The 21,556-nt window shown below is 70.1% G+C and carries 32 protein-coding genes; 4 read left to right on the plus strand and 28 right to left on the minus strand.

Annotation, left to right across the window (positions count from 1 at the left end; translation table 11 throughout):
• Positions 1-11: 11 nt before the first annotated feature.
• From ACWCQM_RS10970 to ACWCQM_RS11100, 27 genes are all read right to left on the minus strand, one after another.
• Positions 12-2,525 (minus strand): hypothetical protein, encoded by a 2,514-nt coding sequence (locus ACWCQM_RS10970; protein WP_450914975.1) that lies wholly within the window; start codon positions 2,523-2,525, stop codon positions 12-14.
• A gap of 145 nt (positions 2,526-2,670) precedes the next feature.
• Positions 2,671-3,075, minus strand: a complete 405-nt coding sequence (locus tag ACWCQM_RS10975) for a hypothetical protein (protein ID WP_450914976.1) — start codon at positions 3,073-3,075, stop codon at positions 2,671-2,673.
• A gap of 4 nt (positions 3,076-3,079) precedes the next feature.
• Positions 3,080-3,487 (minus strand): hypothetical protein, encoded by a 408-nt coding sequence (locus ACWCQM_RS10980; protein ID WP_450914977.1) that lies wholly within the window; start codon positions 3,485-3,487, stop codon positions 3,080-3,082.
• A 4-nt stretch (positions 3,488-3,491) separates the two neighbouring features.
• A complete protein-coding gene (locus ACWCQM_RS10985) occupies positions 3,492-3,920 on the minus strand; it encodes a hypothetical protein (protein WP_450914978.1) in 429 nt (142 codons plus the stop codon).
• Between the two features lie 8 nt (positions 3,921-3,928).
• A complete protein-coding gene (locus tag ACWCQM_RS10990; RefSeq protein ID WP_450914979.1) occupies positions 3,929-4,672 on the minus strand; it encodes a hypothetical protein in 744 nt (247 codons plus the stop codon).
• The gene (locus ACWCQM_RS10995) at positions 4,669-5,130 is read right to left on the minus strand and encodes a hypothetical protein (protein ID WP_450914980.1); all 462 of its coding nucleotides are present in this window, start codon (positions 5,128-5,130) and stop codon (positions 4,669-4,671) included. Before ACWCQM_RS10995 ends, ACWCQM_RS10990 begins: the two co-directional genes overlap by 4 nt.
• On the minus strand, positions 5,127-5,528 hold the full coding sequence (locus ACWCQM_RS11000; RefSeq protein ID WP_450914981.1) for a hypothetical protein: 402 nt from the start codon (positions 5,526-5,528) through the stop codon (positions 5,127-5,129). Before ACWCQM_RS11000 ends, ACWCQM_RS10995 begins: the two co-directional genes overlap by 4 nt.
• Before the next feature lie 2 nt (positions 5,529-5,530).
• Positions 5,531-6,589: a hypothetical protein gene (locus ACWCQM_RS11005; protein ID WP_450914982.1), complete on the minus strand. Its 1,059-nt coding sequence runs from the start codon at positions 6,587-6,589 to the stop codon at positions 5,531-5,533.
• A gap of 15 nt (positions 6,590-6,604) precedes the next feature.
• Complete coding sequence (locus tag ACWCQM_RS11010; RefSeq protein WP_450914983.1) at positions 6,605-6,823, minus strand: hypothetical protein; 219 nt, start codon at positions 6,821-6,823, stop codon at positions 6,605-6,607.
• Positions 6,824-7,202: 379 nt separating this feature from the next.
• Positions 7,203-7,640 carry a hypothetical protein gene (locus ACWCQM_RS11015; protein ID WP_450914984.1) on the minus strand — a complete coding sequence of 146 codons (438 nt, stop codon included), beginning with the start codon at positions 7,638-7,640 and terminating at the stop codon, positions 7,203-7,205.
• 103 nt (positions 7,641-7,743) lie between these two features.
• Positions 7,744-9,099 carry a phage major capsid protein gene (locus ACWCQM_RS11020; RefSeq protein WP_450914985.1) on the minus strand — a complete coding sequence of 452 codons (1,356 nt, stop codon included), beginning with the start codon at positions 9,097-9,099 and terminating at the stop codon, positions 7,744-7,746.
• A complete protein-coding gene (locus ACWCQM_RS11025; protein ID WP_450914986.1) occupies positions 9,096-10,196 on the minus strand; it encodes a head maturation protease, ClpP-related in 1,101 nt (366 codons plus the stop codon). Before ACWCQM_RS11025 ends, ACWCQM_RS11020 begins: the two co-directional genes overlap by 4 nt.
• Entirely contained in the window at positions 10,196-10,486 is a 291-nt protein-coding gene (locus tag ACWCQM_RS11030; RefSeq protein ID WP_450914987.1) for a hypothetical protein, read from the minus strand. Before ACWCQM_RS11030 ends, ACWCQM_RS11025 begins: the two co-directional genes overlap by 1 nt.
• Positions 10,483-11,958 carry a phage portal protein gene (locus ACWCQM_RS11035; protein WP_450914988.1) on the minus strand — a complete coding sequence of 492 codons (1,476 nt, stop codon included), beginning with the start codon at positions 11,956-11,958 and terminating at the stop codon, positions 10,483-10,485. Before ACWCQM_RS11035 ends, ACWCQM_RS11030 begins: the two co-directional genes overlap by 4 nt.
• A 22-nt stretch (positions 11,959-11,980) precedes the next feature.
• Positions 11,981-12,172: a hypothetical protein gene (locus tag ACWCQM_RS11040; protein WP_450914989.1), complete on the minus strand. Its 192-nt coding sequence runs from the start codon at positions 12,170-12,172 to the stop codon at positions 11,981-11,983.
• Positions 12,172-13,677, minus strand: coding sequence for a hypothetical protein (locus ACWCQM_RS11045; protein ID WP_450914990.1), 1,506 nt, complete (start codon positions 13,675-13,677; stop codon positions 12,172-12,174). The genes ACWCQM_RS11040 and ACWCQM_RS11045 overlap by 1 nt, the downstream gene beginning before the upstream one ends.
• Positions 13,658-14,179, minus strand: a complete 522-nt coding sequence (locus ACWCQM_RS11050) for a hypothetical protein (RefSeq protein WP_450914991.1) — start codon at positions 14,177-14,179, stop codon at positions 13,658-13,660. The genes ACWCQM_RS11045 and ACWCQM_RS11050 overlap by 20 nt, the downstream gene beginning before the upstream one ends.
• A 98-nt stretch (positions 14,180-14,277) precedes the next feature.
• A complete protein-coding gene (locus ACWCQM_RS11055) occupies positions 14,278-14,634 on the minus strand; it encodes a hypothetical protein (protein WP_450914992.1) in 357 nt (118 codons plus the stop codon).
• A gap of 215 nt (positions 14,635-14,849) precedes the next feature.
• Positions 14,850-15,284, minus strand: a complete 435-nt coding sequence (locus tag ACWCQM_RS11060; protein WP_450914993.1) for a hypothetical protein — start codon at positions 15,282-15,284, stop codon at positions 14,850-14,852.
• Between the two features lie 67 nt (positions 15,285-15,351).
• Positions 15,352-15,492 carry a hypothetical protein gene (locus tag ACWCQM_RS11065; protein ID WP_450914994.1) on the minus strand — a complete coding sequence of 47 codons (141 nt, stop codon included), beginning with the start codon at positions 15,490-15,492 and terminating at the stop codon, positions 15,352-15,354.
• Positions 15,493-15,630: 138 nt separating this feature from the next.
• A complete protein-coding gene (locus tag ACWCQM_RS11070; RefSeq protein WP_450914995.1) occupies positions 15,631-16,422 on the minus strand; it encodes a hypothetical protein in 792 nt (263 codons plus the stop codon).
• Positions 16,419-17,033 (minus strand): hypothetical protein, encoded by a 615-nt coding sequence (locus ACWCQM_RS11075; RefSeq protein ID WP_450914996.1) that lies wholly within the window; start codon positions 17,031-17,033, stop codon positions 16,419-16,421. Before ACWCQM_RS11075 ends, ACWCQM_RS11070 begins: the two co-directional genes overlap by 4 nt.
• The gene (locus tag ACWCQM_RS11080) at positions 17,030-17,596 is read right to left on the minus strand and encodes a hypothetical protein (RefSeq protein WP_450914997.1); all 567 of its coding nucleotides are present in this window, start codon (positions 17,594-17,596) and stop codon (positions 17,030-17,032) included. Before ACWCQM_RS11080 ends, ACWCQM_RS11075 begins: the two co-directional genes overlap by 4 nt.
• Before the next feature lie 9 nt (positions 17,597-17,605).
• Positions 17,606-17,758, minus strand: coding sequence for a hypothetical protein (locus tag ACWCQM_RS11085; protein ID WP_450914998.1), 153 nt, complete (start codon positions 17,756-17,758; stop codon positions 17,606-17,608).
• A complete protein-coding gene (locus ACWCQM_RS11090) occupies positions 17,758-18,618 on the minus strand; it encodes a protein transporter Sec31 (protein ID WP_450914999.1) in 861 nt (286 codons plus the stop codon). Before ACWCQM_RS11090 ends, ACWCQM_RS11085 begins: the two co-directional genes overlap by 1 nt.
• Before the next feature lie 76 nt (positions 18,619-18,694).
• The gene (locus tag ACWCQM_RS11095) at positions 18,695-18,847 is read right to left on the minus strand and encodes a hypothetical protein (protein WP_450915000.1); all 153 of its coding nucleotides are present in this window, start codon (positions 18,845-18,847) and stop codon (positions 18,695-18,697) included.
• Positions 18,847-19,179, minus strand: coding sequence for a hypothetical protein (locus ACWCQM_RS11100; protein WP_450915001.1), 333 nt, complete (start codon positions 19,177-19,179; stop codon positions 18,847-18,849). The genes ACWCQM_RS11095 and ACWCQM_RS11100 overlap by 1 nt, the downstream gene beginning before the upstream one ends.
• Positions 19,180-19,319: 140 nt before the next feature.
• Between ACWCQM_RS11100 and ACWCQM_RS11105 the strand changes: the two genes are divergently transcribed.
• The 4 genes from ACWCQM_RS11105 (at position 19,320) to ACWCQM_RS11120 (ending at position 20,822) form a co-directional block, all read left to right on the plus strand.
• Positions 19,320-19,571, plus strand: a complete 252-nt coding sequence (locus ACWCQM_RS11105) for a hypothetical protein (RefSeq protein ID WP_450915002.1) — start codon at positions 19,320-19,322, stop codon at positions 19,569-19,571.
• Between the two features lie 75 nt (positions 19,572-19,646).
• The gene (locus tag ACWCQM_RS11110; protein ID WP_450915003.1) at positions 19,647-19,982 is read left to right on the plus strand and encodes a DUF6233 domain-containing protein; all 336 of its coding nucleotides are present in this window, start codon (positions 19,647-19,649) and stop codon (positions 19,980-19,982) included.
• Between the two features lie 26 nt (positions 19,983-20,008).
• Entirely contained in the window at positions 20,009-20,221 is a 213-nt protein-coding gene (locus tag ACWCQM_RS11115; RefSeq protein ID WP_450915004.1) for a hypothetical protein, read from the plus strand.
• Positions 20,222-20,255: 34 nt separating this feature from the next.
• The gene (locus ACWCQM_RS11120; protein WP_450915005.1) at positions 20,256-20,822 is read left to right on the plus strand and encodes a hypothetical protein; all 567 of its coding nucleotides are present in this window, start codon (positions 20,256-20,258) and stop codon (positions 20,820-20,822) included.
• Positions 20,823-20,849: 27 nt separating this feature from the next.
• Here ACWCQM_RS11120 and ACWCQM_RS11125 read toward each other — a convergent pair whose 3' ends face one another.
• Complete coding sequence (locus ACWCQM_RS11125) at positions 20,850-21,503, minus strand: HNH endonuclease family protein (RefSeq protein WP_450915006.1); 654 nt, start codon at positions 21,501-21,503, stop codon at positions 20,850-20,852.
• Positions 21,504-21,556: the final 53 nt, after the last annotated feature.

Genomic DNA, 21,556 nt, shown 5'->3' on the forward strand with positions numbered 1-21,556 from the left:
GCACTGGAATGTCACCTCCCCGGCTGTCCGAGAGCGGCCTGTACGTTGCCGCCCTTCGCCTGGATCTCGCCGCGCAGCGGGTCGATGAGGACCTGGGCGATCTGCCTGCCGTCGAGCTGGAGCTGCACGATCATCGGCTGACCGCCGCCGCCCGCGTGGCCGCCGGCCAGCATGCGCTTCGTGTCGGGGTTCGACCGGACCCGCGACCCGGGGGCGATGTCGATCAGCTCCGGGCCGTGCTCGCCGACGAGGGTGAGCCGGGAGCGGGGGCCGCCACCGGCCGCGCCGACGACACCGCCGTGGGCGTAGCCGAGCTGCGTGCCGTGCGACCCCTCCTGGCGGGCCTCCAGGTGTGTGATGACGTAGGTGTGGGACGTCTTGCCGTTGATCGCGTCGAGCTTGCGGCGGGCCGTGGCGATGGCCTGCTCCAGCTGGTAGATGTCTGCGCGCAGCTTCGCCTTGCGGGAGTCCGGGACCTTCTTCAGCTGGTTCTTCGCCGAGTTCAATTTCTGCTGGAGGTCTTCCATGTTGCCCTTGAGGCGGGCCGTCTTGTCCGGAGTACGGAGGATCTGATCGGCCAGCGCCCGGGCCTTGCCCTTCGTGTCCTCCATCTGGCCACCGACCCGCAGGAGTTCACTGCGACCACGGTCATAGATCGCGTTGACCTCCTCCCACGACGCACCATTCGCACGCGCCGCCTCCGCCGCCTTCATCGTGGTCGAGGCGATGTTGTCGAGGGCCTCGTTGTTCGCGCGGCCTGCCTCGGTGTTGTCGTCCAGCGTTCTGCCGTTCTTCGCCAACGCCTCGGACGCCGCGTCGATCGCGGCCTCCATCCCGCGGATCCCACCGCGCGCCTGGAGGTAGGCGTTCGACAGGGCGTTGATGGATTGGGTGAGTCCGTCTGCGCTGGCCCGCTGTCCGTCGAGCTTGGTCTGTACGGCCTGCGCCTGCTCGCCGAACAGGCCCATGCTGTCGGCGACCAGCTGCTGTTCGAACGCGGCGTCGGCGAGCGCGCCCTTGTACTCGGTGAGGCGGCCTTCGAGCCCCTCGGTGGAGTACCCGGCCTCGGTCATCGCGGCCTTGATGCGGTCGAGCGCGGCGGCGGCGAGGTCGCCCTTTCCGCCGGAGGCGAGGTTGGCGAGGCTCTTGTCGAGCGCGTCGAACTCGATCCGCGATTCCTTCAGCGACTTCGGGTTGGCGTTGAATCGCTTGAAGAAGTCGTCGACCTTCTCCCCGGACCTGGGCACGGCGTTGAGGCTGTCGACCAGGGACCCCAGATCCGTCCCGAACACGCGGGCCGCCTCGCCGCTGACCTTGCCGGAGCGGGCGAACTGCGCCAGAGAGGAGTTGAGCTTGTCCACGTTCGGTGGTGTCGTCTTCCCGATGTCGGAGAGCTCGGCCAGCATCACCACCAGCAGCCCAATGCCCGTACCGGCGACCGCGAGCTTCGCGCCGCGCGACAGGGCGCCGAACGCGAGTGTGAGCATTCCCATCCGGGTACCGGCGCCCACCGCTGCCACGCCCGCCGCCGTGATCTGCGCACGAACGACCGCCATCGCAGCACCCGCTGCCGCCATCCCGGCCGCCGCCATCTTCACGGCCTTGAACGCAAGGGCCAGCTGGAGAAGACGGGTCAGAATCTCTGGCGGTACGGATGCGACGAGCCCGGCGAACACATTGATCAGGGTGAGCAAGCCGACGCCGGTGTCGGCCGACGCGACGAGCAGGTTCGTGAGTGCCTCGCCGAGGTTCATGAGGACGTCGCCGACCAGGGGCCCGTTCTCGCGGGCGAACTGCATGAACTCGGCGACGTCGCCACCCACGTCGCCGGTGTCGAGGGTGCGCGTGAAGTGCACCAGGCCGCTGTTGGCCTTCGCGAGGGAGGTCTCAGCGAAGTCCCCGAAGCTGTTCATGAAGTCGTCGAAGGAGTCGGACTCGACGCCCCCGGCGACGATCGTGAGGAACCGGTCCAGCTCCGTCGAGCTGCCGCGTACCAGCGGGGTCAGCTTCGGGAACAGGGCCCCGAACAGCGCGAAGCTCTTGGTGGCGACCGGCATCGTTTCGTCGGACAACGAGTTGGACCAGTCCTCGTACTCCTCCTTCAGGACCGATAGACCAGCCGCCGCCTCCCTGGTGGCGGGCGGCATGTCCGCGATCGCGTCCAGGTAGACGGCCTCGGCCTTCGCTGCCTCCGCCGAGGACTTGCCGTGCTTCTGGACAGCGTCGGTGTACTTCTTCTCCGCCTCCGACGCCTCCATCAGCGCCTGAATCTGCGGGATGATCGCCGCCCCGAAAGCCCCAACCGCGATCGTGGCCGCGCCCATCCCCGCGACGAGCGGCGCAGCGGACGCGGCGATGGGAATGAGTGCGGGGGCCAGGGAGATGGCCGTACCGACGAGGGACCCGAAGGAGCGGTCCATGTCCTTCGTGCCGTTCTCCAGGCGCTGGAGAGAGCGGTTCACCGAGGCGAGACCGGACTGTGTGGCGTCGCGGACGCGTACGACGATGCTCACGTCATCGGCCATGCGTCACCACCTTCCGGGTCGGTCGTCTTGGGGTTGCCGCGCTGCTCGATGAGGAGCAGCCCGTACAGCGAGGCGTCCTCGGCAAGAAGGGCACTGGGCAGGCAGTGGAACCGCTCGCAGAGACCGAGGACGGTCTCGGCGTAGATCAGCTCGCGAGGCTTTCGGACAGCGGTTCCATCGGAATCGACACCTCCGGGGACGGCTGCCCATCGGTCGAGCTCGTCTCCAAAGGGCCACGGATGGCCCCCAGGAGTCCGTCCATCCACGCGGCGGCGAGGGCGATCATCAGGTCCTGGTCCTGCGCCAGGACCGCCTCGGGGGTGACGGGCACCGGGGCGCCGGTCTCCTCGTCCTCGAGGTTCCAGGAGATGAGGGACTGACTCATCTCCCGGAGCTGCTCGCTGAGGCTGGACTTGTCGACCTCGCCGATGCCCTGGAGGTCGAGGAACCCACCGAGGGACTTGCCTCGCAGGACGGCCTCGAACCCAGCGAAGTCGTGCGGCGCCTCGAACTTGACGTTGATGCGCTTCGCCTTGTGCCTGTATCCCATGTCGTCAGCTCCAGGTCGGGACGTTGCCGTCGGAGAGGACACCGGGCACAGCCCACGTGAGCTCGCCACTATCCGAGCGGGTCAACGGGTAGTCCGTGAACAGGCACTCGTTGGTGAGGGTCTGGCCGGACACGGCGAGTGACACCGTCCGGGCCACCGACGTGGACGGCACGGTCTTGAACACCGCGTGCGACTTGTTCGCCGCATCGTTGAAGACGCCGTTCATGGTGATGCTGAAGTCCGCGAGCAGGAGCAGGCGCTCCATCGCCGCCTTGTCGATCCCGGTGACGTCCTGCACCGCCCGGGGCGTCGCGAACTGGAGGTTCGTGACGTCGTTGCGAATGTCCTGCGGGGTGCCCGTGGCGTCATCGACGCTGCACGTCGTCCACCCGATTCCGCTCTCCTTGGCCATGGCCCTATCCCTTCTGCTGCTGGTCGGTCAGGCGGAGCTGGTGCTCGCCGAAGTCCTCCACCCAGTCCGCCGCGCGCTGGTGCTGGCGGGTCCGGCCGGTGGGGTTGCCCCGCCAGTCCCCATCGCGCACTGCGAAGAGCTGGGGCCGGGTCTTGTGGTCGGTAAAGCACCGCTGCCGGGCCTCGAAGACGAACACCGTGAGCCCGGCGCCGGTGCGCTGCTCCCGGAACGTCCGCCCGGACTGAGTCCGGATGTACGCGGCCTGCTGGGCGCCGAGCGGGGTGGACTCGTCGATCGTCGACTGCCACCCGCGCTCGTACGCCACGCATCCGGCCTGTTCGCACGCCGCCCGGACGAGGGTGTCGGCGGGCTGAGCGATGCTGTACGTCTGGTAGGCGCCGGGGGCCAGGAGCCCCCTGTCGGCGCGGTTCATGGGTCGCATCAGAACGTGGTCCCTACGGTGTTGCGGGCGGCGGACACGGCGATCACCGCGTTGGTGAACGTGCCGGTGGTGGAGGCGCGGAGGTAGCGCTGCACGGTCTGGGCGCGGCCGGTCTGGATCCGCTGGGTAGCCGGTGCTACGGCCGCAGCAGTGAACGCTGCGCCAGGGAGCGCAGACCAGGAGACCCCGTCGGCGGAGTGCTCGATGGTCACGGTGACGCTGGTGCCGGTGAGCGCGAAGACGTGGAGGTACGCCTGGAGGCCGAAGCTGACCGGTCCGGTGAGAAGGTCCACGCTCCCGCCGAGCGTCGCGGTGGTGTCCGTACGGCGGCCGGCCGTCAGCCCCTCGCACCACTCCAGGCCGTACCCGGCGGCCGACTGGGTGCTGCCCGCGAAGGTGAACGCCCCGTCGTCCGCCCTCGTGCCGTCGTGGTTGAGCTGCTTCGCGACGCAGTTCGCGACCGGGCCGCCGAGGGTGGCGCCGCGTACGTACGTCATGAGGACGTCGGTGGTGGGGAGCGCCGCGAGCTTGGTGTGCGTGCCGCCGAGTGCCGGGTTGAAGAACGCGGTGTAGTCGATGCCGCCGTCCCGCAACCCGCCGATCCGCTCCATGGCCAGCTTGTTGATCGCGGTGACGTCGAGGACGGCCGGGCCGCCCCCGACCCGGTTAACGGCGCCGATGTCGCCGGAGGCGTCGTACCCGCCGATGTACAGGTAGTCGCCGAGACCGGACTGCTTGGTCATGCGTCCTCTCCTTCCGTCCAGAGGTCATTCACGATGAGAGGGAGGACGATCGTCATCACCCGGTACTCGCCGCCCTCGACGAGGAGGTATCCGGCGACAGCCTCAAGCGGGACGCCGTACGCGCCGAGGAGGTCGACGTGCCGCACCAGGTTGCCGAGGGTGAAGTCCCCGCTGTACGCGGCGAACAGCTGGTCCACCGCGCTGAGCAGCTCAGGGTCGATCGCCTCGCTCGGCCCGGCGTTGATGCTGGAGTAGATCCGCACGGTGAACACCAGGCGCGCGGACCCAGAAGCCAGGCCAGAGGAGCGGACGAACCCGATGCGCTCGGCCCACACCGCGCACGTGAGCCCGGTGCCGGGGGCGTTCTTCGGTTCGGACTCGTTGACCGTCTCGAAGAGGCCGGTTCCCATGGCGTGGGACACGACACGGTCGGTGATGTCGGTGATCGGCAGGCTCATCGCAGGAGCCCCCTCGACTGGTACCGGTTCAGGAGCTCGCGGCCGATCCGGTTGGCGTCACGGTCGACGAGCGGCTTCACCCGGCGGAACGTCGAGTACCCGCGGAACCGGGTAACCGGGTGGTTGCGAGAGCCGGTGCCCTCCAGCCACGGCCCGTAGATGACGCCGCTGTCGGTGACGACGTAGCCGCCGCGCCCGCGCTCCACGGTGATCCTGGACTGGTAGTAGCCGGTGGGGTGCTTGAGGACCTGGCGGAGGCGCTGCTGCACGAGGTCCTCGCCGTGGAGGGCGACGGCGTACTGGAGGTCGTTGGAGTACTGGCCGGCGGCGCGCTGGAACCGACCGTCGCGGATAGGCCCGGTGCGGTTCATGGTCACGCGGATCTGGAAGTCGGGCATCGTCACACCCCCCGGAGTCGGGCCTTGCGGCCGAGCGCGTCGTAGACCTGGGTGCGGAGCGCGGTGAGCGCGACGAGGGTTGCCTCGCGGGAGGTGCTGCCGCCAGTCGCCGTACGGAACCAGCCCGCGTTCTCCTGGAGCAGGACGTTGATGGCCTCGGCCAGGGCGAGCTGGTGAACGAGGGCGGGCGGGTCGAAGCGGTGGACGGTGGCCCCGCTGCTGTGCACGGCGGCCGTGGTGCCAAGGACACCGCGGGAGAGGACCAGGGTGCGCGGGGCGTAGATGCTGCTCCCGGTGGTGTGCGCGGCCAGGGTGGACCCGTCCCACGCGCGGCGGACGATCAGGTTGTCCCCGGCAATGTCGACAATGAGGCAGCGTTCGCCGTCGATGAGGATCGTTTCCTCGACCGCGAACGCGCCCCCGTCCGACACGGGGATGAGAACTGTCTTGGCCTGTGCGTCGATGTTGGCGGTGAGGGACTGCCCGGTGTCGGCCTGGCGGCGGCCAGCCACAATGACGCGCTCCGTGTCCAGGCGCAGCAGGGTGCCGACACCGGCGGCGGCCGACGTCGCGGCGTCCACACCGATGGTGGTGGCCGTGTCGCCGAGGCTGCCGGTGGTCGCGCCGGCCGTGGTCTCGTCGTCGCGGTACCCGTACAGGCCAAGGATGCTGATGGACCGCTGGTGGGTGTCCCCGCCGATCCACCCCGGCGTCGCACTGGCCATGTCCAGCTGCACCTGGTTGTACGGCGGGCCGTACGCGTTGGGCTCCAGGAACACGGCCTCTGCCGACACGACCTGGCCGCCGGTCGTGACCTCGTCAACACTGATGAGCTCAGCAGCGTCGAGCCACAGGCGCCACGGGCGGGCCCGCTGCGCGCTGGGCCAGTCCCATGAGCGGGTGGCCAGCTCCGGGTAGAAGGTACGGCGGCAGAGGGCGTCCACGCCGCGCGACGCGGTGTGCAGGGCGCGGTCGATCTGGCGGTCGGCACGCGCGGACTGCTTGACGTCGAGCGCTGCCTTGACGTCCTCGCGGGTGGCGTAGGTCGGAAGCGTGGTCATCCTCTGTCACCTCCTTCAGTCGGTGTCGCTGTCGGGCGGGGTCGGGGTGGTCGGCGAGGTGCGGAGCAGCTGCTCCACCTCCAGGGCGGCGCACAGCCACGCGTGCTGGACGACGCCGCCAAGGTCGTCCCAGTCGGGCAGTGCCTCGCCGCGGACGTTCAGGCCCCCGGTCGCTTCGCCGTACGCCCGGTAGGCGGCCTGGCCAAGCTGGAGCCGCGTAGGGCGGGACGTCATTCGCTGCCGCCGCTACCGTCGCTGCTGTCCGACGACGCTGCCGTCTGGTCGCCATCCGTCCCAGGGGCAGAAGAGCTGTCCGTCCGGTCCTTCGCGGAGCGGTTCGCCGTCCTGGGGGCAGGCTTCTGGCGGCCGGCCGCGCTCTTCTTGGGCGAGCTGGGTTCCTTCTCGGACGATGTCTCGGAGCTGCTCCCAGCTGATACGTCCTCACCGCCTTCCGGCTGTGGCTCGTCTGCATTGCTCGGGCCGCCGTGCACTGTCACCTTCGCCATGTCCTCTTCGCCTTCCTCTCGCTGCCTTGTGCTGCCGCACTGCGGGCACCGGGGCGCACCGACCGAATACACGGCCGTGCACCCCAGGCACACCAGCCCAGCCACGGTTAGACCGCCATTGCGGGCAGGTTCTCCGGGGCCCGCTGGACGTTCAGGTCGCGGGTCAGGGCGGTCACCGCACCTGCGCCCGTGGACGCCAGGCGCACGAACTGGAAACCGTCGTCCAAGCTGGTGCCCTCCACCTCGATGACCACCGCGTTCTGCGTGGCCGCCGCAGCAGCGACGACCGTGGACGCAGCGGCCTGGGTGCGGCGGGTCCACGCGTCCGTCCCGTTGCCGGTGTTCGTGTGGTACTCGGTGATGCACGTCAGCGCCTTCGCCCCGGTGCCTGCCGAGTCCGTGGCCTGCGTGAGGGTGTAGGTGTCGCCCACCGCGCCAGTGAGGAAGCAGATGAACGCCACCCCGTCCGCGTCCGAGAGGTTGATCCACACGTTGTCGGCGGCGGCGGTCGCGTTGAAGTGCCGGCCGAGAGCCTTCTGAGCCATGAGCTTTCTCCTGTCGTGGGGTGCCTGTCGGGGCGACACTGCCGACCCGGGTGGTGGCCGGCGGCGGGGCGTGACTGCCGCCGCCGGCCGGGTGGGGGTGGGGTCAGGCTGCGAGCTCGACGAACGGCGACAGCTTGTTCGTGGAGCCGTTGGCCGGGGTGATCGCGGACTGGAGCCACGGGCGGCCGTCGACGCGCTGGATGATCCGGAACGTCGACTTGTCCGAGCCGAACTGGTAGTCCGTGCTGGAGTCGGCGCTCATCGTCTGGCGGTCGCCGATGAGGTAGTACGCCAGGTCGACGAACGCGAGGTCGCCGCGGGCGCCGAGCTGTCCGGCCTTCTCGCTGATGATGAGCGGGCGGCCGAAGATGCTCATCGGCATCGCAGCCGAGGCGTTGACGACGAACACGCTGTTGCCACCGGTGCCGACGGTGAGGGACATCTGGAGCAGCTGCGGCAGGGCGTCCGGGGAGCAGACCCACACCGCGTTGCCCAGCGACGACGGCAGCATCCGGGCGTACATGTTCACGATGTCGACGTACGAGATCTTCGAGGCGGTGCCGCGGGCCACGGCGACCGCCGACTTGTTCTTCGGGCCGAGGAACCCGAGCGGCTTGCCGACGCCGTTGCCGCTGATGAACGCGGTGTCCTCGGAGAACGCCAGGGCCTGCGGCCACAGCGTCTCGATGAGGGACGCGAAGGACACGATGCTGTCCTGGAGCAGCTCGTTCGGGACGGCGGAGAGCCCGGTCAGCTTCTTCGCGTCGAGCTCGACCTTCCCGAACTTGGGGTTCGAGTCCTGGAGCATCGCCCCTTCCTCACCCCAGTACGCGATCATCCCGCCGAACACCGAGCCCTGGTTCGTCGTCGAGTCGATGATCGGCATCGGCACGCGCGCCGAGTCCATCGGCACGACGGTCGCCAGCGGGCGGACGACGCTCTTCTCCAGAGCGATCTGCATCAGCTGCGCGCGCAGGACCTCGGGGACGAGGAACCCGCCGTCGGACGGGCTGACGCTGGACGCCGCGTTGCGCAGGAGGGCGACCTTCTCAGCGGCCTCAGCAGTCGTGTTCTTGTGCCAGATGCTGGAGACGTACTCCAGGTTGCTCTCGAAGTGCTTGTCGATCTGCGCGCCGGGAGCGGCCGGGTTGTACGCGGTGGCCTGCTGGTGGGAGGTCAGCATGTTGCCGCGGCCCTTGGCCTGCGGGTTGAGGACGGGGCGCTTGATCGCGTTCCGATCCATGTCGTTGTCCTTCAGCATCTGCGCGAAGACGCGCTGAGTCTCCTCCGCGACGAGCCTGTTCAGCTCGGTGCCGTCGCCCTGCTGCGCCTGCCCGTACGCGGTGATGAACTCGGTCAGTGACTCCTTCGAGGCCATCACCTCCTGGAGCTTGCCCGGGTCGGCGAGCATCTCGGCGAGCTCGTTGCTGGTGCGCGGGATCGTCATCGTGGTGGTCACAGCAGTGCCTCCTTCAGGCGGGTGAACTCGTCGTCCGCGCTGGGCGGCGGAGTCATCAGGTGGGCCACTGTTGCGGCCCACTCGGGTTCGTCAGCCGCTGCGGCGAGAGCCACTGCGGAGTCAGGGGTGGTCTCGGCGGCCGGGTCCACGGTGGGCTCCGGCTCGCTGTGGTCCTCGACGGCCGGGGTCTCCGACTCGACGGGGACGGGCGCGGTCGCGGCGTGGAGCAGGGCGACCATCTCCGCGGTGAGGACCGATCCGGCGGTGAACGTCAGCTCGGGGCCGTGCTCGCTCTTCATCTCCACACGCGCGGGCGGAGGTGAGGGAACGGGACGGACAGGCGGGGCCGCGCACACGGGGCCTTCCCCAACGATGACGAGCGCCTCGGAGTTCAGGACCCCGCCAGTCGCAGGCGCTGGTGCCTCCTCCCGTCCGGCGTACCGGAACACCGACAGATCCCACGAGTTCGTGAGCGCGGGCTCCGGCTCCTCGGCCTCCTTGCGGAACGGCAGCACTTCATCCGCGAGGCCCGCAGCCACCGCTTCGGCGGCGAGGTACCAGGACTCCGCGCGCATCCGCTCCCGCCACTCCTCGCGGGTCCCGCCTGCCCTCGCAGCGTAGGCGTCGGCGATGTTGTCGGACTGGATGTCGAGGAGCGCCGCCATCTCCGCCATGTCGGAGGCGTTGCCGATGCACAGGCTCGACGCATCGTGGATCATCAGCTGTGACTGCGGGGTCATGACGATGCGGTCCCCGGCCATCGCGATGACGGACGCGGCGGATGCGGCGATCCCGTCGACCTGGACAGTCACGGTCGCGGGGTGCAGGCGGATCGCGTTGGCGATGGCGATCCCGTCGTACACGGACCCGCCCGGGCTGTTGATGCGGACGCGGAGGTTCGGGGCGGTGACCGCCCGGAGCTCGTCGACGATCTCGCCGGGGGTGTTGCCCCACCAGCCGCCGATCTCGTCGTAGATGAGGAGCTCGGCCTCGTCCGCGTCGACGGCGTTACGGATCTCGTACCAGGAGCGCGGGGCGTGGGCCTGGACGCGGGCGGTCAGGTGGGGCGGCCGGGTGACGGCCTCGATCAGGGGCATCAGGATCCGTCTCCTTGCTGCTCGCCGTCGACCGGCGGGGTCCAACCGAGCTGCACCAGCAGGGCCCGGGACTTCGTGGGCACGACGATGCGAGGCTCGGCGACGTCCGTGGACAGGTCGTGGAGCACGACGTCGAGCACTGCGGTTGGGCGGTCCTTGGTGCCCATCCGCAGGGTGAGGCCGGTGAGCGCGGCGGCGATGTCTTCACCGTCGAGCTGGACCGTCGTGCCGCCTGGCAGGCCGGTGCCGCTGATGTGTAGCGCCCTGGAATGGGTTCCGTGCTTGCTCATTCGCTGCCTCCAGCGCGCCGCTTGACGACCTTGCACCGGCAGTCGTTGCCGTACTCCGCGCCGACGCAGTGCACGTAGCCCGCGCCGCCGGGGTAGTCCTTGTAGGCCTGCTCGCGGTTCCGGTACAGGTGACCGTTGTTCTCCCGGCAGGGGGCACAGGTGTTGTCGTCGTCCTCGGCGACCACCACCCACCGCATCGCCGCGTCCACCCTGGGGACACCGGCCGCCGCGAGCAGCCGGTCCGCCGACGCCCGGAACGGGTCAACGGCGGGGGCCGCAGCCGAGCGCATGGCCGGCAGGCCCACGACGGACAGCACGTCGTCCGGCTCCCACCCCGCGTCGCGCAGCGTGGCAGCCGCCGCCGAGCGTGCGGTGAGCTGAGCCGCCTCGGTCTCCGGATCGACGGGCACCGGGTTCTCGTAGTCGAACTCCAGCCCCGTGGCGGTCGCGCCGAACATGGGGAGCAAGTCGTGGTTGAGGGCGGCCTTGATGCGCTCCAGGCGCGGGACGGTCAACTGGTCCGCGAACCAGGCTTTCGCCGCCTCGGCGGTGGCCCGGTTGACGTCAGTGACCTCGCCGAGCGCGAACGCGCTGATGCCGTACGCCTCGCGGAGCACCGCCCGGGACACGTCGCGCAGCTCAACGAACTGCATGTCCCGCTGGGTCAGCTTCCGGTCGATCCACTTGCCGTGCTCCAGGATCGCGACCCTGTGGGCGTTCGCGACGCCGCGGTGCTGCTCGTTCCACCGCTCGCGCAGCTGGTCGAAGTCCGGGTCAGACAGAGCGGTCGGAACCTCGATGATCCCGCCGGGTTCAGCGCTGTTCAGGAAGAAGTTGCGGTTCCACTCAGCCGAGTAGCGGGTGGCGTCGAGGTCGGCGAGCACGGCCTGCACCGGGCCCATCCCGCGGTACGGGTCCAGCGGGTTCGGCATGCGGAGCTGGATGACCTCGGTGAGCCCGAGGGGGATCTGCTCCCCGTCGGGGCTGGTGTAGATGTACCCGGCGAGGAACGACGTCTGTGACGGGACCGGCGTCATGCGGTCCGGGCGGACCGGCCAAGCCTCCAGCGGGATCGTGGACCCCGGGTGCCGGGCGATGACCCACCAGCCCTCGCCGACCAGGTCGACGTGCTGCTGGAACGTCTCGACGAACTCCTGCCGAGGCATGAACGGGTTCGGCTTGTTCCACAGGTCGAGGGCCGCGTGCGAGGTGACCTCGACACGGTCCTCCTTGCGCCCGGACTTGGCCTTCCGCCACAGCTTCCAGTCGACCTGCGCGGTCGCGTTGCTGGTCCTGTTGACGATGGAGAACAGGGTGCCGACCGAGCCCATGGCGCGCAGCTGCTGTTCCATGCCGGCGGGGCGCATGAAGGGGAGGGCGCGTTCGGCGGCTCGGCCAACGAAGGGGACGGGGCTGTCGACGGTGGCGCGGCGGGTGGCGGCGGCGAGGGAGCCGATGAGTGTCTTGCCCATGGCCCCCTCCTTGCCGCGCCCGTCAGTCGCTGTCGACCCACCACTGGAGGACCACGGTGAGGACACCGCCGGTAATCAGACCAACACCCATACCGTAAATACTCCAGCTCCCTGCCGAGATTAGCGTAAATCCTGCGGTGTTCATTGCGGTCGGCCGCAACTTCTTCAGCATGGGGCCGGTGTTGACCACCGCGGACAGGAACTTCTTCGGCATCACAGCCACCTCACTCGGGGGCGGCCCGCGGAGTAGTACGCGAGCAGCAGGGCGTCGGCGTTGTCGGGTGACCTGCCGAGTCGTTTACGGATCTCGTCCTTCGGCTCCACCCGGATCCGCCCCTTGGGGTCGGTGTCCCACCGGGGTTCGAGGAGCTGCGCCACGGTGGTGTCGGCGTTGTCCATCATCGCGAGGTCCCATCCGTGGGATTCGGAGAGCCCGCGGCCGAGGGACCACCAGATCTCGGCGCGCAAGTTGAGGAACTTGTCGGGCTCGGAAGCACGTTCGCCGACGTTCACGGCGACGATGTGCGCCGTGTGCTCGCCGCGGGTGGCTGCGTTGCGGAGCTCGCCGATCACGCCAAACCCGATGCCGATGCTGTCCACCTTCACGGCCGTGGCGCCGGACTCCTTGATGGCGCGGATGATCAGCGGGGCGATCACCTCCGGCCGGTCCGTGTGCGCGGACCACTCCCGGCCGGCCCGGCGCCCGCGCCGCTCCCGGATCACCGTCTCGTCCCCGCCGCCGCCGACGTCGACACCGAGCTCGACAGGCTCCAGCTCCTCGGCCTTCGGGCGGCGGTCGGTAGCGGCCCGGCAGTTGGCGACGTCGGACTGGCGTACCACCTGGTTCGCCGCGTCCGTGCTGAACTCGCCGAGAACCTTGGCCCGGTAGATCGGGTTGTCGACACCCCACTCGATGGCCTTCTCCTCCACCCACTCGCGCGACACCAGGGCCGCGGCCATCTCGGCGGGGACGTCCTCCCCCGTCAGGTTCGGGGAGTCGAACGCACTGATGCTCATCTGGTGCCACCCGCTGCCCGGGGTGCACACCTTCCGGAAGTGGGAGGCCGGGTTGTCCGGGTTACCGATCGCGAGGATCCGGCAGTCCGGCCCGGTCGCAAGAGCGTCGGCCGCCACCCACAGCTGCTCCGGGATACCGCACGCCTCGTCGAGGATCACCAGGACGAACCGCGCGTGGATACCCTGGAACCCGTCCTCGTCGGTGTCCGCCGGCTTCCGCCCGTACCCGACCAGCTCATCGTCGATCAGCCACTCGGTCTGGTTCACCCGGCCGGCCAGGTTGCCGGAGCGGTGGTGCTTGCGGATATACCGCCAGAGGATCGCCCGCACCTGGGAGAACGTCGGAGCGGTGGACACGACGAACGCCTCACCGGGCGGGTGGGTGTCGAGCCACCAGCACGCGACCAGGGCTGCGGTCCAGGACTTCCCGACGCCGTGCCCGGACCGTACGGCCACCTTCCGCTGGTCCCGGACAGCGGCCAGGATCTCCCGCTGCTTCGACCACACCGTCTGGCGGAGGCGCTCCTGCACCCACCGCACCGGGGCCGTGCCGTACTCGCGGGTCCGCCGGGCGAGGGCGCGCCGGTCGATGCCGGCCTTCAGCTGGTCACGCACGACCTTCAGTTGCCGGGTGTCACCGGCGCGCACCAGCTGGTCGATCTGGTGGCGCAGGTGCTCCAGGTCAGGCGCTGGCGCCGTCATCGCCAGCCATCCGGTCGAATAGTGCGCTGATCTCCGCGCCGATCTGCTGCGCGTCGACACTCACCCTGGACGGGGCATCGACACCGAAAAGCTTCCGGTACGACTCGCGCACGCCACGGAGTTCGCGGATCGCCGCGAGCTTCGGCCCGTCATCGAGGAGCGGGTTGCCGTCGTCGTCCTTCACGATCCGACCGTGGGACACCATCACGTGATTCCGCTCCAGAACGTCGAGGGCGGCCACGTACAGCTCGTCGAGCTGCGCCGCCTCGGTCTGGATCAGCTTCACGACCGGGACGCGGGCAACGTCTTCCTTCGCCTTCTGCACGCCGCGCCAGGCTTCGCCGCGGTCGCAGTAGCCGAGGGCGTCGGCGATCTGCTGGTACGTCTTGCCCTCGGCCCGGAGGCCGGCCGCCGCGGCGTCGCGCTCCACCGTGTGGATGGACCGATCGAAGCGACCCTTCCCGTTGCGGAGCCGCTCCATTGGGCTGTCGTCCTGTGCCATCGGGGCCTCCCTTCCTGCTCAGGGTAGGCCAATGGCCCACTCTCCGGGGGCGGTCAGGCACCTGGTGGAGTGGGCCATTGCGGCAGTGGGGCGCGGGACTACTGGCCTTCGGTGGCCTCGTCGATCTGGTCCTGGAGATCCGCGAGGCCCTGCTTGTTGGCCTCGGTCAGCCCGTCCATGTAGGCGTCCATGTACTCGTCCTCCGACAGGGACTTGCACGCGTCCGGCTTCGGGTCGCTGTCGTTCTCCGGGTCGAAATCATCGGGGCGGGCGCCGACCGTGGCCGCGACGGCGTCGATGCATTCCTGGGTGACCTCGGCCGCGTCGAGTGTCGGAGTGGCCGCCGCGGTTGTGGCCGGGGTGGCGGGCTTGTCCTCGGTGGTGCTCCCGCCGCAGGCGGTGAGGGTGAGGAGTATGCCGGCCGCGATGGCGGCAACGGTGAGGTTGGTGCGCATGGTCCCCCCTGGGACTGTCGGGTGAGGGGACAGTGTGGCAGCAGCCAGCCCCGCCGGGAGCAGTACCGACGGGGCCGGGAGAAACAATCACCGCATGCTCGCGCGAATGATGCGATGAGTCTACGGGCGGGGGCTGGCGCCCGGTTCTGCTCCAGCCGCAGCACGGGCCAGGGCCTCGTCGAGACGGTCGCGGAGGAACTGCACCAGGTCGTCGCTCACATCAGCCCCCACGGAATGTCGTGCTTCCAAGTCCACCGGCCCTCAGCGTTCGGCTCGTACCAGCACCGGCCGCCCGGGTAGGAGCAGCCGGCCGCGATGATCCCGATGCCCGGCTCCGGGTCGTCCGGGTCCACGGCCACGCTCTCGCCGTCGAGCGGGCCGCCGAACAGGGTGACCGTCACCAGCGCCACCGGGCTGTCGGCAACGCCAGGCGGGGCTGCGGAGATTCCGGCGGTCTGCTCGTCGGTCAGTGCGACACCGGTCTCGCGCTGGATCTGGGCGGCGCAGCGGAGGCGGCAGGTGTCGAGGAACTCGGTGCGCCACTGTTCCTCGGCGTCGGCCCACAGTGCGCGCGGTACGGGGATCGTGAACTCGTACTGCCGCTGGTCGATGACGGTGGTGCAGCGGATTTCGATGGTGTTGTCGTCCACTGGGTCATCCTCTCGCAGTGATGCCCCGCTGCGGGGAGGCAACGGGGCATCGGCGGGTGTTGGGCGGTCAGTTCTTCGGCGTCCCAGGAACGGGTTTGGGCGGGGTCTGGACGTGGCCGCCACGGGATGCGGAGTAGTCGCGGGAGTGCTGCGGCTCGCGCTCGGCTCGCTCGGGGTCGCGGGCGGGCATGGTTCGGCGGAGTGCCACGATGGGCTCCTGTCTCTGCGGAGATGGACCGGGGCGCCCCCGCTCTGCTTGGCGGTAGGAGGGGGCGCTCCGTGCTGTCCGGGCCGGGCTGTCCGGCTCCCCTTGGCGCCCGTGCGTGACGGGCACCGCGGGCAACCGTCAGGCCGCGGTGTCCCTGCGGATCGGGGTGACGGTGATCAGTGCCCCGCTGTTGTCCCGGGTCACCGTGACTCCGTTGTTGTTGTCGTTGTTGGTGGGCTGACCTGCGGCAACAACACCCACAGAAGGGGTAGCAGGGGTGGGGAAGTGGCCGGCCTTCACGCCAGTCGAGGAGCCGCGGCCCTTCATGCGCACCGGCTCGACGGGGATGCCCTTGGCGGCGAGGACCTCGCGAACGCGGTCTGCGGTGGTGCCCAGTTCCTCAGCGAGAACGGCGAGGTGTGCGTGCGGTGTGCCGACCCGCCAGACCGCCTCACAGACGTCCAAAGGGGAGAGCGGCGGGGCCTCCGGGGTGATCGTGGTCTGCTCCGCCTCCGCGTCCTGCTGCGCCTGCGCCTGCTCCGGTTCGGCGCTGTCGTCCGCCGGGGTGGTCGTCTTCGGCCTCCAGTCGGGGTGGCCGATGCGGTAGGCGGTGATGATCCAGACTGCCGACGCCGGCCACAGCAACAGCCGGGCGGCGGGCGACTGAACGACGCTGCCAAGACAGACGATGGCCCCGGCGCCGACCTTGCGGAGGGCAAGCGCCATGCCCAGTAGGAGGGCGGCGCGGAACACCCAGTTGAGCCCCTCGGCCTCCCCCAGCCACCCTGTGGCGCCCTGCCACCAGGCCTGGCCCTTCACTCGAAGCTTCTGGGCGAGTTGGCGGGCGCAGATGAGGCAGATCCTGCTGGAGCCCACGGCGATGCGGTCGACGGCGGTTCGGAGCCACTGCGCGGTTGTCTGGTCGCTCACACCAGGCCTCCGAAGTCGCTGTGGACGACGACGCCCATGGCCCAGGCGCCGATGTCGTTGACGCCGGGCACCACCATGTTGCCGATCACGGCGAAGACACCGGTGCCGATAGCCACCAGGACACCGACGAGGACGCCCTTCCAGAACCGGCCCTTAGCGATCTTCGCGAACTTCTTGCGGAGCAGGTACAACACGATGACCAGAGCGGTCACGACCAAGGCGCCGTTGCCGTCGATGCGGGGCGCAGCGGCGGTCGCGATGGTCGTGGCGTCCTGGCCGGTCATCCAGGACATGACGAGGCCTCCGGCGCCGTTGCCGCCCCAGCGCAGGATGCCGGCGCCGTAGCCGAGGAGTCCGGCGGGGCAGGCCACCATGAGGGTGCCGAACGCGACGCCGAACCAGAACGGAACGAGCGCCTTCGGGTCCCGGGCCTTCCCGCCGGCCTCGACGGAACCGCCCTTCTTCCCGGCAACGGCTCCGCCTCCCCCGCTGCCGCGCCACCACGTGTAGTGCTCGACGGCCAGGAGGCCCATGCCGACGGCGAGTCCGGCGGAGGTGAGGGTGGTGCTGGTCATGTCGCCGAGCCCGGCGGCCAGGGTGATGGTGGTCATGATCGAACTCCGGTGAAGGCGTAGACGATGGTGGCGACGGGGAGCGCGGTGGCCGCGCTAAGGACGGTCCCCCAGAGCAGAACCCGGGCGGCTGCGGCACGGGCCCGGGGCGCCCACAGGTCGGGGGTGGCGCGGGCTGTGACCCGGTAGTGGTTGTCCGCGACCGCGACGACGGCGAGCGGGATGGTGGCCATGACCCAGGCCCCGGCGAGGGATGCCTCGTCCCGGACGTCGATGAGGACTCCGGCCCATCCGCTGGTAAGTGGCAGGCCGACGAGGGCGCAGGCTCCGTTGTAGACGGGGCGGAAGCGCGCCCACCAGCTCGGGCCCGGGTCGGGCTCAGTGACGGGGAGCCAGGCTGAGGGGTCGATGTGGATGTGGATGTCGAGCGCTGGGGGTACGGCGGGCGGGGCCACCGGTGAGCGCCACCACTCTCCGCCGGGCGGGGCAACGGGCGGGGACACCGGGGGCGGAGGGGGCGGCGGGGGTGGCACGGGGCCGAGGGTGGGCATCGGTTCCCCGGCCTTGGCGACCCGGGTCGGGTAGATCGGCGGGTGGGTCATGGCGGGTCCTCAGTGCGGGATGGCCGCGGCGATGGCGGCGAGGGCGGTGATGAGCGCGAGCGTGGCGAGGACCCGCGGGACTTCGGCTAGGGCGATGGAGCCGAGGATCAGGAGGGCACCGAGGGCGAAGACCGCGAAGCACCAGCCGAGAAGGGCGGCCATCAGGCAGGCTTCCGGAGGCCCCGGAGGTAGCGCTCCACGCTGCTCTCCTTGGCGTTCGCGTCGGCCACTCTCCGGACGTAGCGCAGGACAGCGTCCGGAGAAGTGATGCCGCAGGAGATCGCCGTCCGGACGGCATCCGCAATGGTCATCGGCCCGGACGGGGCAGGCTCCTCCTCCTCGTCCGGAGTCTCCGCCTCGTCCTCCGGAGGCGTCCGGGCGATCTCCGGAGACTCCGGAGAAGCGGCTCCGATCGCGGCCTGCTCGGCAGCCACGGCATTCTCCGCGCGGTTGAGCTCCCGTCGCACCGCCACCATCGCAAGCCGGCCTCCGACCTCCGCGCGCTCGGCGTCGACCCACTGCTGGGTCTTGCGGTCCAGCGGCTTCGCGTGATGGCGCAGCACCAGCGTCCACATGCCCTTCGCGAGCCCGGACACGGCGGCGCCGACGAACCCAATGGCGGCCTGGTCGGCGATCCACCCGTGCGCGCCAACGGCGACCATGGCGATGGCGAGGGCCACATACCCGGCGCGCCGCGGGAACTTGGCCCGCTCGGCGTCGTAGCGGGCCAGCCACTCCAGGGCCATGCACGACAGCCACACGAGGTCGAACACGCCGGCCGCTGCATACGCGGCGGGGGCGACCGTGGCGCGGGCGAGGAGGTCACCGATCGACGCGGTCGACCAGACGATGCACGCCACGCCGATGAACCCGGCAGCGGCCGTCACGGCGGTGAGGACGGTGCGGTCCCAGTCGCGTGGCGGGACGGGGACCTCGACGTCGTACCGGTCGAGGACCATCTGGGTCTTGCCGTTGATGGTGTGCGGGACAAGCTGGGTGCGCTGCACGGTGCGGGTCTTCACGCTGCTCCTCCTGGAGCGAGAGGGCGGCCGGGCCTGCGCGGTGGCGGGCCCGGCCGGTCGGGGGCGGTGAGGGGAGTCAGCGGCGGGCGCGGGCAGCGGCCTTGCCCATTGCCGCGCGGGCGGCTGCGCCCTTCGCGTAGTCCTCACGGCACGCGGCGACGGTCGCGGGCTGGGCGATGACGCTGTTCGGCTGGCGGTCCGGGGCGACCGGCTGTGTGGTCTTCGCCATCACACGGCCCCCGCAGCGGCACGGAGGCGGATGGCGTAGACGCTCTGCGTCTCACGCAGGCGGGGCGCCGGGGCGACGGCGGCCACGCGGGCCATGGCCTCGGTGACGACGGCGGCGGGGAGGTGCGCGAGCAGGCACTCAGCAACGGAGGTGAGGGCGGCGTCGATGTCGGCGCGGGTGGCGACGAGGAACGGCTCCTCGATGGCGAGGCCGACGGCGGTGGCGACGAGGATCTGGTGCGCCCACGTCGGTTCAGTGGTGAGCCGGTGCAGTGTGTCGTCCATGGTGGCGAGGGCTTCAGCCACGATGTCCGGGTCGATACTGTGGTCCATGGTCATCCCCCGGTGAAGTCAGGTGGGTGGCTGGCCCCGGCCAATGGCGTTCCAGCGCCGGCCGGGGCCGCATTCGTTGCAGGCTCCACCGTAGGGAACCTGCTTTACAGTGTCAACAAGGTTAGGGCAGGATGGCACCTATGCCGGAGCGGAATGAGCCGCCAGGGGAGGAAGGGGCGCGGGAGCTGATGAACATGTCGAAGCTGGCCGAGTCCCTCGGTGTGACGCGGCAGTGGCTGCACAGGCTGCGTGTCAGCGATCCGGCGTTCCCCGCGTCCGAGCGTCTGCCTGGGAGTACGCGCGAGGTCTGGGACCTCCATGCTGTGCGTGCGTACTACGAGGCGCGGGAGACGAAGCAGGGCGAGCGGACTGACCTGAAGCCCAAGGAGTAGCGCGCGACCCGGCCCCCGGCGGTGATCGCCGGGGGCTTCGTGCCGCCGGGGCCGCGCGGCCGTAGACTCGAACATGTGTCCGAAGAATCTCCGCCGCGCCTCGACCTGCTCCGCTTCCTGGAACGGGTCCAGCTCCAGCAGCTCAACCAAACCCGCCGCTGGATCACCGCCGAGGAGCAGCGCCAGGCCGAGCACGCCGCCCGCCACGCCCCACCGCCACCGCCGGACTGGGTCGTCGAGCAGGGCATCGGCGTGGGGCACCAGGTCGTCGCCGTGCACCAGGGCTGGTGCCGGATGACCGGCAGGCGCACCCAGCCGATCACCCGCGACGAGGCGCTGCGCCTCCTCGCCGAGGACAGCGGTCGGGCGTGCCAGCAGTGCCGGCCGGACACGGACCTCGGGGTGCTGTGACCGCGGGCCCAGTGCACGCTGGTGGGATGGAGCATGCGCCGGTCGTCGTGCACCGGCCGTCCCCGTCGGGCGGCCGGCGGGTCACGGTGCGCGGGCGCATCCTCGGGCTGGCCTACTCCGACCACGACCTGATCGTGTTCCTGTCGGATGCCGGTCTGCTGGACCCGGACCTTCTGCTCGACGACCCCAGGTGGGTGGAGTGGCGGGGTGGCCGCGCCCACGAATGGGACGCGGCCTGACGGCGGTGTCAGTGCCCGCCGGTAGCCTCGCGGCATGGACCTGGGAGACGCGGCCGGATGGGCCGCATTCGCAATATCGGTCGGGGCCTTCAGTGTGAGCGTCAGGGCGCAGCGCGATGGCCGGCGCTCAGCGAACGCGGCCGAGAAGTCGGCGACCACCTCGGAGAAGTCGGCAACTGCTGCCGAGGCATCGGTGGAGGAAGCGAGGCTGTCCAGGGAAGAGGCGAGGCTGTCGCGCCTCGCCTCAGAGCGGTCAGCGACGGTGGCAGAGCAGCAACTGGCCGACCAGCGGCAGGAAGCAGCCGAGCGGCGTGCAGCGGAAGAGGAAGCGAACCGCCCTCGGCCGGAGTTCCGTATCGAGAGATCCGGACAGCAGGCATTCCGGTTGCGGAACATCGGTACCGGACCGGCGACAGGCATCAGGGTGAGCGATCGAGCGCTTCCCTACATTCTGAACGGGCTTGACGATGTCGCGCTGACGGCAGGTGACGCTCAACCGTTCATGATGGTTGGTGCCGCGGGAAGGCCAGTGCCTGGCACGTTGTACCTGACCTGGGACGGCCAGAGCGACGAAGTGCCGGTGGCCGTCCCAGGGGTTTGACCTAGCGACTTCGCCTCATCAAGAGCCTCAACTGGCCGGCTGGTACTGCACGGTCAGCGGGCCACATCCCTCGGCGATGGTGGTCAGTGCCTCGACCTCGGGCTGGTCCGCGGTGAGGTTCCAGCGCAGCTTCGTGGCCACCCAGTCGACCGCGTAGGTGCAGCGGGCGCCGGCCGACGGCGGCAGCCACGTACTCGGGTCCTGGTCGGCCTTCGACCTGTTCGTCTTCGCGGTGACCGCGACGAGGCTGCGCTCGCTACCGAGGTCGTTGGCGTAGGCCTCCCGCTCCGTCGCGGTCCACTGCGACGCACCGCTGTCCCACGCTTCGGCGAGCGGGACCATATGGTCGATGTCGAGGCCGCCCGGGGCGGTGAGCACGACGCCGTCGTAGTACGAGAACCACTCGCCCGCGGTCACCTTGCAGCCGGCCTCCACGGTGGCGGGGATGCGGGACTCGTCGAGGAGCACCTCGGCGCGCGTGCTGCACGAGTCGCGGTCGGCGTCCACCCAGTGGCGGAAGGACGAGCGCTGGTACCCGGCACGGGACTCGGCAGCGAGCGGCAGCTGCTGTACGGCTTCGGTGAGGGTGACGACCTCGGCGGCCTGAGACGGCGTGGCGGCGAGGAGGGGCAGGACGGTGAGAGCGGCGGCTGCGAGGCCTCGCATGGACTTGGTGATCATGGGGTCTTGGTATCGGCCCCAGTATCCCAACTGCGGTAGGAGCGCCGCCTTGT

This window comes from Streptomyces sp. NPDC002125, from assembly GCF_053593715.1.